The organism is Bifidobacterium lemurum (assembly GCF_014898175.1).
GTDB lineage: Bacteria > Actinomycetota > Actinomycetes > Actinomycetales > Bifidobacteriaceae > Bifidobacterium > Bifidobacterium lemurum.
The window spans coordinates 709,508-722,687 of record NZ_CP062948.1; the positions used below are offsets into that span (position 1 = coordinate 709,508).

The following is a 13,180-nucleotide window of genomic DNA, read 5'->3' on the forward strand; positions in this document are numbered from 1 at the left end:
CCTGCGATCTATTTGTCGTTTTGTCCGGCGTCGGCGCGCATGCGTTCGATCGCCTTTCCCAAGTATCCCATGTCCAGGCCGGCGCGGCGGGCCATCGCCTCGGTGCGGTCCCGGCTGACGCGTTCGAGTTCGTCCTGGATGACGGCGATCTCGCGGTTGAGGCGGGCGGGGTTGGTGGCGGCGATGATCCCCTCGATGCGGCGGCGGGCGTCGTCGACGACGTATCCGCCGCCCCCGGCGGCGCGGTCGGCGGCGTCGTGCTCCAGCACGCGCGCCCACGGGGTGCGGGGCTCGTCGTACACGGTCTTCCTGCGCCCGTCGCGCCCCTGGTCGACGCGCACGGGCTTGCGGGTGGGCGTGAACAGGTTCAGCAGCACGTAGGTCTTCGCCCACAGCCGGTTGAGCAGCTCGCGCTGCTGCGCGGTGTCGTAGCGCCAGTGGAACGCGTATTTCCTGACGACGTGGTTGTTGCGCGACTCGACGGTGGCCTGGTCGTTCTTCCTGTACGGGCGGCTGCGGGTCTGTTCGATGTCCTGTTCGAGCAGCCAGTCGACGAGCTCGTCGTTGATGAACTCGACGCCGTTGTCGGAGTCGAAGCAGGTGACGGGAAACGGGAAGAGCGGCAGGGCGGTGGCGACCGCTGCCTTGATGTTGGATTTGGCATTGTTGCGGGCGGTGACGTTCACGGTCCAGTTCGTCGCGTAGTCCACCATCGTCAGGGTGCGGGCGAACTCGCCCTTCATGCTGGGCCCGCAGTGGGCCACGGTGTCTGCCTCGGCCAGGCCGGGAACGCGGATTGTCTCGTCGGTGCATTTGCGGATCCTGATCGAGTTGCGCATGTGCTCCGCGGCCGGCCGGGTCAGCGACGCGCCCTTCGGCATGGCGGCCTGTTTGAGCGGTCTGAGCCGCCGGTCGATGGTCGACGGACTCATCGCCAGCACCTGGTCCAGCGCGTCGCCGTCGATGCCGTCGAGCTCGCCGTTCGCCAGGAGCGCGGGAATCCACTGGTCGAACATGGCCTTCATGTACGGGCCGCACGGCATGCCCATGAGCAGCCACAGGCGCTCCAGCAGCCGCTGCGCGCCCGCGTCGTACTTCGGCCGCCTGCCCCGCGCCGCGCCTTTCACGGGTTTCTCCCTCTCCGCCTGCGTGAGCAGCCGCCGGGCGGTGGACCTGCCCATCCCGACGGCCTCGAGGCGGTCGAGGATCTCGCCCTTCTGTTTCTTGTCGCCCTTGGCGTACTCCGCCTTGAACCTGTTCGTCAGCCGTTTTCTCGTGGCCATGTCCAGTCTGCCTTCCATAAGGCAAGCATCCCCGCGAACGACGCGGGCCGCGCGGGATTTCGCGCTCATTATTTATGACGAACGGAATCCAATTTCGCGCTCAAACATTACGACGAACGTCGCTACCGGCAGGGGTCAGACCTTTGACTGTATAATTCGAGTATGCGGCGGTGCTGATGCCGTCGTCGGCATTTTGGGCGGCGATATCGTCGGTTTGGTCGTCGATGTTTTGGGCGTCCGTGTTTTGGGTATCGACGTCCGTGCCTTGCGAAGCGTCCATGCTTTGCGTGGTGTCTGTGCTCTGATCGGAGTCGTCGGTGTTCTGCACCAGCTGCACGCTTTGGGAGGCATCGGCATCGCCCTGGGAAGAGGGATCGGCGATGGCGATGTTCGTCACCGCAAGCGACCCCAGCGTCGCGACGGCAACTGTTGCGGCGATCAGCCTAAATAGGGAGCCCCCCCCCCCGTTTCGGAGTATTCAACATTTTCCACCTCTGTTTTTGTCTCTTCGTTTCAGTCAACCGCAAAGAATACACCCATCATTCTTCCCTTTACGGTTTCCATCACCTCGCCGCCCGCGGAATCTCAGGGGACACGCCGAAAAAGCTTACCCCCTTCATAGAGCTTTTTCATTGGAATTTCAGCCTATAACAACAAAAATAGAGGTTTTGACGATACGCCCCCTGTCCCCCGTTTATGCTTTGGAGTCTTGGGGATGAGATCCTTCGACTGCGCACTTCGTGCTCCGCTCAGGATGACGAAAAAGAAACAAGTCCGCTCAGGATGACGTTGATAATGGTTATTCGTCATGTTGAGCGGAGTGCAACGAAATCAAAACATCTCCACAGGATGACGAGGAAAGGCAACAGAAAGACCGCATCGGCGCGGGTGCGCACGATGCGGTCTGAAAGCAGTTAAGCTCGGGTGGTTCAGGCGGTGACCACGTCGACAACCTTGCGGTCACGACGCACGCCGAACTTCACATTGCCGTCCGCGAGGGCGAACAGGGTGTGGTCCTTGCCGACGCCCACGTTCTGGCCCGGGTGGAACTTGGTGCCACGCTGGCGAACGATGATGTTGCCGGCCACGACGGCCTCGCCGCCGAACTTCTTCACACCAAGGTACTGAGGCGATGAATCGCGACCGTTGCGCGAGCTGGATGCGCCCTTCTTATGTGCCATTTCTGGTCCTTTCGGTTCTGACTAACGTTTATGGAAAGCTCAGGCGATCGCCGTGACCTTGACGGCGGTCAGCGGCTGACGGTGGCCCTTGCGGCGGGCGACGCCAGTCTTGTTCTTGTACTTCTGGATGTTGATCTTCGGGCCCTTGGCCTCGTCGTCGACGACTTCGGCCTTGACGGACACCTTCGCCAAATCGGCGGCGGCCATGGTCACCTTGGCACCATCGACCACGAGCGCGACCGGGAACTCCACGGTCTCACCCTTCTTCGCCTCGAGACGGTTGACGAGGATGACGTCGCCGACCTCGACCTTTTCCTGATGGCCACCGGCCTTCACAATCGCGTACATAATCCTACCTTGCTACTGTTTGGTAAAGCTTTCTCGTCCGGCATGGCAGAACCACGTGTCCAGACACCGACTATCAAAGATACACCCACCCGTGTACTTACGCAACTGCGTGTCAAGCTCGACACGCAGTCGCCTACTTCTCCTCGCTCTCACCGTCCTCGTCGTCCGCGTTGTTCGCGGCGATGGCGGCGGCCGCGACCTGCGCGAGCTTGGCCTTCACGTCCGGCGAAGAGCCCTGCGGGGCGGAGACGTCCGATCCGCGGCCATGCTTGTTCGTCTTGACGAACGGGTCGCCGCCGCGCAGCGCGTACGGATCGTCGTAGTCGGCCGAGACGGTGGGATGGTCGTGCAGGATGAAGCCGCGGCCTTTGCAGGTCGGGCATTCCTCGGAGAACGCCTCGACCAGGCCCTGACCGATGCGCTTGCGCGTCATCTGCACCAGACCCAGCGAGGTGACCTCGGCCACCTGATGCTTGGTGCGGTCGCGCGCCAGGCATTCCACCAAGCGGCGCAGCACGAGGTCGCGGTTGGCGGGCATGACCATATCCACATAGTCGATCATCACCATGCCGCCGATGTCGCGCAGCCGCAGCTGGCGCGCGATCTCCTCGGAAGCCTCGAGATTGCATCGGGTGACCGTCTCCTCCAACGACTTGCCCTTGCCGATGAAACGGCCGGTGTTCACGTCGATGGTGGTCATCGCCTCGGTGCGGTCGATCACGATCGAACCGCCCGACGGCAGGTAGACCTGGCGTTCCATGCCCTTGCGCAGCTGAGAGTCGATCTGCCAGCGGTCGAACACGTCCTTGCCCTCATGTTCGGCCGGATCCCAACGCTCCAGCTTGTCCTTCAGATCCGGGGCCATGGTGTCGAGGTACTCCTCGATACGCTCGTACACCTTCGAGCCCTCGACGATGAGCTTGTTGAAATCGTCATTGAAGATGTCGCGCACCACGCGGATCGCCACATCCGGCTCGCCCTGCAGCAGCTTGGGGCGCTTGCCGTGCCAGAACTCCTCACGCTTGGCGTTGATGCGCTCCCACTGGCGCACCAGGCTTTCGAGGTCCTTGACGATGGCCTCCTCGGAGGCGCCCTCGGCGGCGGTGCGGATGATCACGCCCATATCCTTCGGCGCGATCTTCGAGACGATGTTCTTCAGGCGGCTGCGTTCGCGCTCGCTCAGCTTGCGGCTCACGCCGGTCATGCCGCCGGAGGGCACCAGCACGAGGAAGCGGCCGGCCAGCGTGACCTGCGAGGTCAGACGGGCGCCCTTATGCCCGATCGGGTCCTTGGTGACCTGCACCAGCACCGGGTCGCCGCTTTTGAACGCGAGTTCGATGCGGCGCGGCTGGCCCTCGAGACGCGCGGCGTCCCAGTTCACCTCGCCCGCGTACAGCACGCCGTTGCGCGCCTGGCCGATGTCGACGAAGGCGGCCTCCATGCTGGGCAGCACGTTCTGCACGCGGCCCAGATAGATGTTGCCCACCGTCTGCACCTCCTGGATGTCGGAGACGTAATGCTCGACGAGCACATTGTCTTCGACCACGGAGATCTGCGTGTGGCGTTCGCGTTCGCGCACCACCATCAGGCGGTCCACGTTCTCGCGGCGTGCGAGGAAATCCTGCTCCATGAGCTGGCTCTGACGGCTGCGTTCGCGGCGGTTGTCGCGGCGGCGCTGCTTCTTGGCCTCAAGTCGGGTCGAGCCTTCGACGTCGGTGATCTCGTCGATGTACTGCTGCTTGCGCGAACGGCGCACCAGCGGCTGCTCCTGATCGTCGGAATCGGCCTTGGAGCGGCGGCGACGGCGGCGACGGGTGACGGTTTCGGCCTCATCGTCCGCGTCGTCATGATCGTCGCGCTCATCGCGGGAATCACGGGACTCGCGGGAGTCGCGCGATTCGCGGGCCTCCTGCGACTGGTCGGACTTGGAGCGGGAACGGCGGCGACGGCGCGAACGCGAACGCGGCTCGTCGATCTCCGGCTCCTCCTCGTCGATCGGCGTGTAGGAGATGTCGTCGAGCTCGAGGTCCTCCTCGATCTGCTCGACCTCGGCGGCGGCGCGGCGCTCCTGCGCGTTCAGACGGCGGTTGCGGCGCGAACGCGAACGGGAACCGCCTTCCAGCAGCTCGTCATCGTCACGCTCGTCGCGATTATCGCGATCATCACGGTCGGCACGATTGTCCCGGCCATCCCGGCCGTCACGGCCACCGCGCTCGTCCCTCTCGTCGCGGTCGTCACGATCATCGCGACGCGAGCCGCGGGAGGCGCGACCGGCGCGCTCGTCATCGCGGAAATCCTCATCGTCGTTCGCTTTGCCACGGCGGCGGCGCGAACGCGAACGGGTGGGACGATCCTCATCATCCTCGTCATCATCCCGCGAAGCGCGGCGGGACGGGCGGTCATCGTCGGCATCATCGAAAGGAATCACCGGCTCCTGGAACAGCAGCGACGTCATCGGACGCGAGCGGCGGGGCGTCTCATGGCCCTCCGGCAGCTCGTCGACCACCTCAAACGCGCGCTCGATGAACGAATCATCCTCAACGCGGACGCGCGAACGCGAACGGGAGCGGCGGACCGGACGCTCGTCGGCATCCTCGTCGTCATCACGGGAATCAACAACCGGCGGCGCGGGCGGATCCAGCGGATCCAACTCGGCGGGCGCGGCGGCCGTGCGACGGCGCGTGCGGCGGACCGGACGATCCTGCTTGGCGTCGTCATCCTCAACAGGCGACGCGGCGACCTCGACGGACTCGACGGGCTCGGCCTCGGCCTTCGCGGCCTTGGCCTGCCTCGTGCGGCCGGCGGTCCTCGTCGTCTTGGCGGCGGGCTCGGGCAGCACCGGCTCCTCGAACAGCGGCGTGGAATGGTCCTCCACCTTCAGTTCCACCGAAGCGCCGGCGGCACCGGTGCCACGCACCACGCGACGGCCGCCGCGGCGGCGACGGGGCGCGGGCGAGGCGGCGGGCTGGGCCGATGCGTCGGCAGGCTCGCCCGAAACGGACGCGGATGATACGGATACGTTGGTCTCAGGGGTTGCGACCTCGTCGGCCCCATCATGATTCACAGTGGGCACAATGCTCCTTACGACACGCTGCATCGCGTCGTATCTCAGGCCTGCGGCGATGCTCACACCACGCTCTCACCGTGGCCGCGCAACGACTGCGCTCGCGCAGGAAACTCATCAAAGTCCATGTGTGCAGACGGCGGACACCAGCGCTCGCGTTGTCAAGTCGAAGAACCGCGAGGGGATCGACGCCATCAGGCACGTCGGCGGTTTTGCAGAACCACCGTCTCTCAGTATGCCACACTTTTACCGGCAAAGCCACGTCTGCAGCAGGTCGGCCATCAGCGCAAGGTCGCTTTCGGGCACCTGCTCGTCGTGTTTGTGGGCGAGCAGCGGGTCTCCTGCGCCAAGATTGACGGCCGGAATTCCCAGGATCGCGAAGCGCGCCACGTCGGTCCAACCGAGTTTGGCCAGCGGGTCGCGGCCGGTACGCTCCTTGACCAGCGCGGCCAGCGAGGCGGCCAGCGGCGAACTCAGGCCGGGGCGGGCGGAAGGGCTTTCGTCCTTCATCTCGATGCCGTAGCCTTCGAACACGCCGCCGGTGGCCACATGCTCGCCGTTGCCGAGCTGGGCGCCCGCGTCCGCGCCCATCATCAGCGCCTTGGCCTCGGGCAGCGACTTGTCCGGCGCGAAACGGTAGTTCACATGCACGCGGCATTCGTCGGGGATCACGTTCGTGCCCTTGCCTCCGGAGATCAGCGTGGCGTTGAGGCCCTCGCGGTAGACCAGGCCGTCCACCTCGATATCCTGCGGCTCGTAGGCGTTCAGGCGGGTCAGGATGTCGGCGGCCGCGTGGATGGCGTTCCTGCCCATCCACGCGCGGGCGGAATGCGCGGCCACGCCGTGCGCCACCACGTCGAAGCGCATCGTGCCGTTGCAGCCGCCCTCGATGCCGCAGTTCGTCGGCTCGCCGATGATGGCGAAATCGCCTTCGATCCAGTCGGGGTGGGCCTCGACCACCTTGCGCAGGCCGTTCTTCTCGGCCACGACCTCCTCATGGTCGTAGAACACGTAGGTCAGGTCCGCCTTGGCGTTGGCTTGCGTGAGGGTGGCGGCGAGGTAGAGCATCACCGCGTCGGAGGCCTTCATGTCGGTGGCGCCGCGCCCCCACATCACGCGGGCGCCCGGCGCGGTCTTGGCGGCGACGTCATGGCGCACCTTGGCCACGCCGGGCTCGACCTCGCCGGACGTTTCGGCCAGGTCCGCGGCCGGGTCGAGCCAGCGCGGCGGGAAGTTGTCAATCACGGGCACGGTGTCGAGATGCCCGGCGAGAATCACGCGCTGCCCGCGGCCGAAATCGGTGGAGGCCACCAGCGTGTCGCCGTGGCGGCACACGGTCAGATGCGGCTGTTTGGTGAGGAACGCCTCGACCATATCGGTAAGCGGCTTCTCCTCGTCGCTCACCGAATACACACCCATGATCTGCTCGAGCAGCGCGGCGAGCGCCGTCTCGCGGGGAGACGTGGAATCGAAAAAGAGCTCGGAAGCAGCGGGGATGATGGTCCGTTCATTCGTCATATAGTTCATCCTAACGCCCGCATCATCCAGAGGCGAGCCGATTGCCCGCTCACGAACGGCGAATAGGAAAAGCCGGTGGTCGCCACGTATTCGTTTCGTGACGGCCACCGGCCTTATTCGCTCCGCTTTTGACAGTCCTTTATATGTCTTCAGTCATTCTCGGCGGAGAATCGTCGTACGCGCTCAGGCGACGCGACGCTTGAGAATGACACCAGTCACGGCAGCAGCAACCGCCACCATGACGACGAAGGACACGGCGATACCAGTCTGCGCAAGGCTGGCACCACCGGACTGAGTGGTGTCGGACTTGGAATCGGTCTTGTTGGTATCGACCGGGTCGTCGACACCCATGTTGTCCTGGTCGGAACCGTCACCCGAGGTGGAATCGGCCTCCCACACGGCCTCCAGCACCATATTCTTCACCAACGGGGCATCCTTTTCATCGCCCACGAAGGTGCCGTTGTAGCTGTAGCCCTTGAACACATAGCCGGCCTTGGCGGCGGGCTCGATGGTCTTAAGCCAGATCTGGGACAGGGTGTACTTCTGGAAGGTGGCCTCGCCGATGATCTTGCCATCGGACTTGTAGGTCACGGTGAAGTATTGCGTGACCGGGTCGTCGACACCCATGTTGTCCTGGTCGGAACCGTCACCCGAGGTGGAATCGGCCTCCCACACGGCCTCCAGCACCATATCCTTCATCAACGGGGCGTTCTCTTCGTTGCCCACGAAGGTGCCGTTGTAGCTGTAGCCCTTGAACACATAGCCGGCCTTGGCGGCGGGCTCGATGGTCTTAAGCCAGACCTGGGACAGGGTGCCCTTCTGGAAGGTGGCCTCGCCGATTGTGGCACCGTCGGACTTGTAGGTCACGGTGAAGTATTGCGTGACCGGGTCGTCGACACCCATGTTGTCCTGGTCGGAACCGTCACCCGAGGTGGAATCGGCCTCCCACACGGCCTCCAGCACCATATCCATCCTCAACGGGGCGTTCTCTTCGTCGCCCACGAAGGTGCCGTTGTAGCTGTAGCCCTTGAACACATAGCCGGCCTTGGCGGCGGGCTCGACACCCTTGAGCCAGACCTGGGACAGAGTGCCCTGCTGGTAGGTCGCCGTACCGATGACGACGCCATCGGACTTGTAGGTCACGGTGAAGAACTTAGTTTCCTGAATGACCTGAGCGGAGCCGTCTCCGTCGGTCGGAGCGGCCACGGCGGTTCCCGGCATGAAGGTGAGCAACATCGCCGCTGCAAGAACGCCTCCGCCAAGCACTTTCTTGAGATCTCTCTTCATGAGATCCAACCTTTCTCTAGAAACGCTTACGCGCACTAGTTCCTTATTGCACAATATGAATTCCTTGAAAACCCCTGGAATCCATACTTGAAAATACCCCCCCCCCGGGACGAGAATGGCGCGGGCGGATTCTAGTGATCGTTGCAACGCCCGGCCTACCGCGAGGAGGATTGAATGGCGGACAACCATGGCGACGGCGAAAAAACAGGAACAACTTAAACCAACAACATAAACGCCAGACGCCACAACCACCACTAGAATCCGCCGGCTCCGTCATTTTCAAGGATTTTAAGCACTGAAATCAAACCGGTTCGACAAGCCTGTCGCATGAACGATTCATTCCGCCGGCCGTCTGATGAGAATCGTTCGACGTAGAAGCGTCCTCTATGCCACACTGGTGGGGTTGCAAAGGAATGAGTGAGGATTATGCCAGGTTTGGTCAGTGCGATGCAGGGCTTCTGCGTGATCGGCATCGTCATCGCGGTGGGCTATGTGGCCGCGCGTATGCGCATCGGCGGCGCGAGCGCGCAGATGGTGCTCAACCGCTTCTCCTTCTTCGTCTCCAGCCCCTGCCTGATGTTCGCGATCCTCTCCAAAGAGCCACTGTTCGACATCTTCCATCCGTCGATCGTGGTCGCGTTCCTCTCCGCCGTGCTGGTCGGCGTGGTGTTCCTGGTGCTCAACCGCCTGTTCTTCCATCTCAAAGCGGCCGACGCGATCATCGGCGCGCTGAACTCGCTGTATCTCAACTCGAACAACATCGGTCTGCCGATCGCCACCTACATCCTCGGCAATCCCGCCCTGGTCGCGCCGATCCTCGTCATGCAGCAGGCGTTGTTCACACCGGTGGCGCTCACCGCGCTCGACGTGACCGCCAAAGGCAAGGTCTCATTGAAGGAGATCGTCAAGCAGCCGCTGCATCAGCCGCTGCTGATCGCCTCCCTCGCCGGCATTCTCGTCTCTCTGGTCTCGCAGCTCACGGGAACGTTCATCATCCCCAATTTCATCTTCGACCCCATCGACATGATCGGCGACTCGGCCGTGCCGATGATCCTCATGGCGTTCGGCATGTCCCTGTACGGCACCCGCCCCATGCAGGAGAAGGGCGACCGCCCGGCCGTGATCACCGTGGCCGTGCTGAAGAACGTGGTGATGCCGGCGATCGCCTTCCTGGTGGCCTACTTCCTGATGGGATTCCGCGGCGCGGAGCTCTACGCCTGCGTGGTGCTCGCCGCCCTGCCCACCGGCCAGAACGTCTACAACTACGCGGCCCGCTACAACGTGGGCCTCACCTTCGCCCGCGACGGCATCCTGCTGAGCACCATGACCTCGCCGATCTTCATCGCCATCATCGCCGTCCTGCTCGGCTGAGACCAACGGCCGGTTGGAACCGACGGTCAGCTGGGACCAACAGTCGGATGAAACCAACAGTCGGATGAAACCAACAGTCGGATGAAACCAACGGTCGGATGAAACCAACGGCTGGTTGGGGCCGACAGCCGGACGGGGCCGCCGGCCCACTGGAGCCGACGACCGAATGAAGCCAACGGTCGGCTGGAACCGACGGTCAGCTGAGGCCGACGGTCGGTTGGGACTGACGGTCGGCTGGGACCACCGACCCAAACGTCGTGCCTTTCGCACTTCGACGGACCTTGTGCGAAAAATACGACGTCTGTCTTATCCCAAACGTCGTCGTTTTCGCACATCCTTCGTCGAAGTGCGAAATGCACGACGTTTGGGGTACAGGCATCCCCGCACCTCAGTCGTCGGCGCGATAGTCTGTGAGGTTGAGGCTGGCAGCCACGCGGTTCGAGGCGAACGCACCAATCGAGACCAACGCGAAACACAGGGCGACGCCGCCCGCGAAACTGATCAACGTGGCCGGCGCGGTCATCGACTGCGAGAACAGCGGCAGCATCAGCGCGAAGGAGCAGCCCGCGGCCACGACCACCACGACGGTCAGCGGGGTCAGCACCTCGATGAACCGCGCGCGATTCAGGGTGCGCACATCCGTACCCTCCAACACCAGCAGACGGTACTCGTTCGCCTGGTCGTAGACGCTGCCGGCCTGCATCACACCGCAGCTGACCGCCGCAAGCACGGCCGCGAAGGCGAGCGTGAGCAGTCCGCCGGTGCCGATATCGCGCGCGAACAGCAGATTGGGGTCGTTGGGGTCGGCACCCATCGGCGTCGCGGAATCGCCGAACAGCGAGGCCACCGACGTGATGCCAGCGATGAACACCGCCAGCGCGATGCCGCTCACATTGCGCCAGGCGCGCTTGGGATTGTCGAGAATGCGACGCATCGCGATCATCGTGGCCGCATCCTTCGGCCGACGCGCCTTGGCTCGGGCACGGGCCGCGACCACCCATGATCCAATCAGATTGACCAGCGCGAACGGCAGGGCAATCATCGCGAAAATCATCGCATACAGCACGCCCGCGCCCAGTCCGGAGAACAGCTGCATATTCCCCAGCACAGCCAGCGCGCCCACGAACACCACAACGAAAATCACCACGCGCCAACCCGTCGGCAACGGCTGCGACTGGCGGGCGGTCACCCCCAGCGGAGTGATGGCCACACGGCGCAGGGTGATCAGCGAGGAGACCAGCGCGAGCGCGATCACGCCCACAATCACGGCCGCCAACGCCGGCGACCCCACCCACAGTTGCTCGAAGGTGAAATGCTGGTTTTGGAAATTGAGCAGCATCACCACCGGCATCAGCGCGAAATAGCCGACCACTCCGGCCAACGCGCCGACCAGGGCCTGACCGGCGGCGTCGAGCGCGGTGAGCCGCATCACCTGCGCCTGCGAGACGCCGATCAGACGCAGCGCCGCCAACCGTGCGTCGCGGCGCGAGGCGGCGAGGCGGGCGGCGGATCCGGCGAGCGCGACGAACGGCACGATCAGCAGAATGCAGGCGAAAACGGCGAGCACCACGTAACTGGAGGCGTATTGGGCGGGATCGTTCGAGTCGGTCAGCCGCCTCATCCAAACCTCGTAGGTGCCGGGCGCGCAGGAGGCGGAGTCGAACATGCAGGCGAAGGTGTGGTCGGCGGAGGCGCGCCAGACGAATCCGTGTACGCCGCCGAGCACGGTGAGGAAAATCGCGGTGGCCGCGGCGAAGGCGATGATGGCGAGCATCGAGGTGTGGCCGGCCGTGCCGCGGGTGCCGGGGCGGTGGAAGAGGCGCCATAGCGCGAAGGTGCTCATCGTGCGGCCTCCTGCGTCATATGAGGCGCGGCGGGTGTGCCCGCGGCCATGCCTGCCGCACCGGCCGTGCCGATCGTGCCAGGCATACCAGCAGCCGTGCCGGTCACGCCAGCCGCACCTGTGGTCGTGCTCATATCACCGGCCATGACGGCAGCGCTGGGTATGCCGGCCGCGCCGACCACACCAGCCGCGCCGGGAGCACCGGTCCCCCTAGTCGCACCGGCCGCTCTGACCGCACCAACCGCACCGCCGGCGGCACCTTGCGGCGCGGTCAGCACGCCATCCTGCATGGTCACGGTGCGCCCGCAGAAGGCGGCCACATTCGGATCATGGGTGACGACCACCACGGACGAGCCGTTGTCGCGGGCGGCCTGGGTGAGGATGCCCATCACCTCGCGGCCTGTGGTCTGATCGAGCGCGCCGGTGGGTTCGTCGGCGAACACGACGGCCGGGCGCATGGCGAGCGCTCGGGCGATGGCGATGCGCTGCATCTGGCCGCCGCTCATCTCGCCGGGGCGTTGCGTGGCGAGCGCGCGCAAGCCGAGCCGCTCCAGCCACAGAATCGCCGTGTCGGTGGCCTGCCGGTAGTCGACGCCGCTGAGCATCATCGGCAAGGCGATGTTCTCCACCGCCGGCAGTTCGGGCAGCAGTTGGCCGGACTGGAAGACGAAGCCGAAGGCGGTGCGGCGCAGCGCGGTGCGATCGGCGTCGTTCATGCGGGTGATGTCGGCGCCGCGGAACACCACACTGCCCGAGGTCGGCTGGATGACGCCGGCGAGCGCGTGCAGCAGTGTGGATTTGCCGGAGCCGGAGGGGCCCATCACGGCCACGGATTCGCCGGCGTTCAGCTGGAAGTTCACGTGGTTGAGAGCGAGCGTGTGGAAGCTCGGAGCGGGCACGGCGACGACCGGCTCGCGGTTGGTCGGCGCGGCGGAGGAGCGTGCGGAGTAGTCCATCACCAGATCGGTGGCAGTGAGTACGGGAATCATTGTGTTCATACCCGTAACGCTACGGTCCGCGCGCGGCGGCGGCCATCAGGCATAGGGACGATTCGCGCCGGCCCTGCGTCTCATTCCTGCGGAGGACATATCGTCCCGGAGAATACGCGGGCCAGCAACGCGCGCCAATGTCACGTGTCAGCGTCACGGGTTCGCGCACGGGACAACGACACGAGCCAGTGGCACGAGCCGCCAACCCGCCTGCCGCGCCAAACCTCACCATACCGAGTGTCTCGACCCGCCATACCGCGCGTCATCAACCCGTCATGCCGAGCGAAGTCGAGGCA

At 64.6% G+C, this 13,180-nt stretch carries 10 protein-coding genes; 1 reads left to right on the forward strand and 9 read right to left on the reverse strand.

Going from position 1 to position 13,180, the window contains the following annotated elements:
- Positions 1–8 precede the first annotated feature (8 nt).
- From BL8807_RS02725 to BL8807_RS02755, 7 genes are all read right to left on the reverse strand, one after another.
- The gene (locus tag BL8807_RS02725; RefSeq protein ID WP_226805655.1) at positions 9–1,283 is read right to left on the reverse strand and encodes an integrase catalytic domain-containing protein; all 1,275 of its coding nucleotides are present in this window, start codon (positions 1,281–1,283) and stop codon (positions 9–11) included.
- Between the two features lie 100 nt (positions 1,284–1,383).
- Positions 1,384–1,680 (reverse strand): hypothetical protein, encoded by a 297-nt coding sequence (locus BL8807_RS02730; protein ID WP_094725307.1) that lies wholly within the window; start codon positions 1,678–1,680, stop codon positions 1,384–1,386.
- A gap of 532 nt (positions 1,681–2,212) precedes the next feature.
- Entirely contained in the window at positions 2,213–2,464 is a 252-nt protein-coding gene (rpmA, locus tag BL8807_RS02735) for a 50S ribosomal protein L27 (protein WP_072726353.1), read from the reverse strand.
- 39 nt (positions 2,465–2,503) lie between these two features.
- Entirely contained in the window at positions 2,504–2,812 is a 309-nt protein-coding gene (gene rplU / locus BL8807_RS02740; protein WP_072726351.1) for a 50S ribosomal protein L21, read from the reverse strand.
- Between the two features lie 133 nt (positions 2,813–2,945).
- Entirely contained in the window at positions 2,946–5,885 is a 2,940-nt protein-coding gene (locus BL8807_RS02745) for an Rne/Rng family ribonuclease (protein WP_420835637.1), read from the reverse strand.
- 237 nt (positions 5,886–6,122) lie between these two features.
- Positions 6,123–7,394 (reverse strand): succinyl-diaminopimelate desuccinylase, encoded by a 1,272-nt coding sequence (dapE, locus tag BL8807_RS02750; protein ID WP_162493616.1) that lies wholly within the window; start codon positions 7,392–7,394, stop codon positions 6,123–6,125.
- 183 nt (positions 7,395–7,577) lie between these two features.
- Positions 7,578–8,681: an InlB B-repeat-containing protein gene (locus tag BL8807_RS02755; protein WP_143147997.1), complete on the reverse strand. Its 1,104-nt coding sequence runs from the start codon at positions 8,679–8,681 to the stop codon at positions 7,578–7,580.
- 426 nt (positions 8,682–9,107) lie between these two features.
- Between BL8807_RS02755 and BL8807_RS02760 the strand changes: the two genes are divergently transcribed.
- Positions 9,108–10,052 carry an AEC family transporter gene (locus BL8807_RS02760; protein ID WP_072726345.1) on the forward strand — a complete coding sequence of 315 codons (945 nt, stop codon included), beginning with the start codon at positions 9,108–9,110 and terminating at the stop codon, positions 10,050–10,052.
- A 388-nt stretch (positions 10,053–10,440) separates the two neighbouring features.
- Here the strand turns inward: BL8807_RS02760 and BL8807_RS02765 are convergent, their stop codons facing one another.
- Positions 10,441–11,895: an FtsX-like permease family protein gene (locus tag BL8807_RS02765; protein ID WP_072726343.1), complete on the reverse strand. Its 1,455-nt coding sequence runs from the start codon at positions 11,893–11,895 to the stop codon at positions 10,441–10,443.
- Entirely contained in the window at positions 11,892–12,893 is a 1,002-nt protein-coding gene (locus tag BL8807_RS02770; protein ID WP_083570249.1) for an ABC transporter ATP-binding protein, read from the reverse strand. Before BL8807_RS02770 ends, BL8807_RS02765 begins: the two co-directional genes overlap by 4 nt.
- Positions 12,894–13,180: the final 287 nt, after the last annotated feature.

Excerpts from the sequence above, each read along its gene's own strand:
- BL8807_RS02725 (WP_226805655.1), bottom strand. The coding sequence starts at position 1,283 with ATGGCCACGAGAAAACGGCTGACGAACAGGTTCAAGGCGGAGTACGCC.
- rpmA (WP_072726353.1), bottom strand. The coding sequence starts at position 2,464 with ATGGCACATAAGAAGGGCGCATCCAGCTCGCGCAACGGTCGCGATTCA.
- rplU (WP_072726351.1), bottom strand. The coding sequence starts at position 2,812 with ATGTACGCGATTGTGAAGGCCGGTGGCCATCAGGAAAAGGTCGAGGTC.
- dapE (WP_162493616.1), bottom strand. The coding sequence starts at position 7,394 with ATGACGAATGAACGGACCATCATCCCCGCTGCTTCCGAGCTCTTTTTC.
- BL8807_RS02755 (WP_143147997.1), bottom strand. The coding sequence starts at position 8,681 with ATGAAGAGAGATCTCAAGAAAGTGCTTGGCGGAGGCGTTCTTGCAGCG.
- BL8807_RS02760 (WP_072726345.1), top strand. The coding sequence starts at position 9,108 with ATGCCAGGTTTGGTCAGTGCGATGCAGGGCTTCTGCGTGATCGGCATC.
- BL8807_RS02765 (WP_072726343.1), bottom strand. The coding sequence starts at position 11,895 with ATGAGCACCTTCGCGCTATGGCGCCTCTTCCACCGCCCCGGCACCCGC.
- BL8807_RS02770 (WP_083570249.1), bottom strand. The coding sequence starts at position 12,893 with ATGAACACAATGATTCCCGTACTCACTGCCACCGATCTGGTGATGGAC.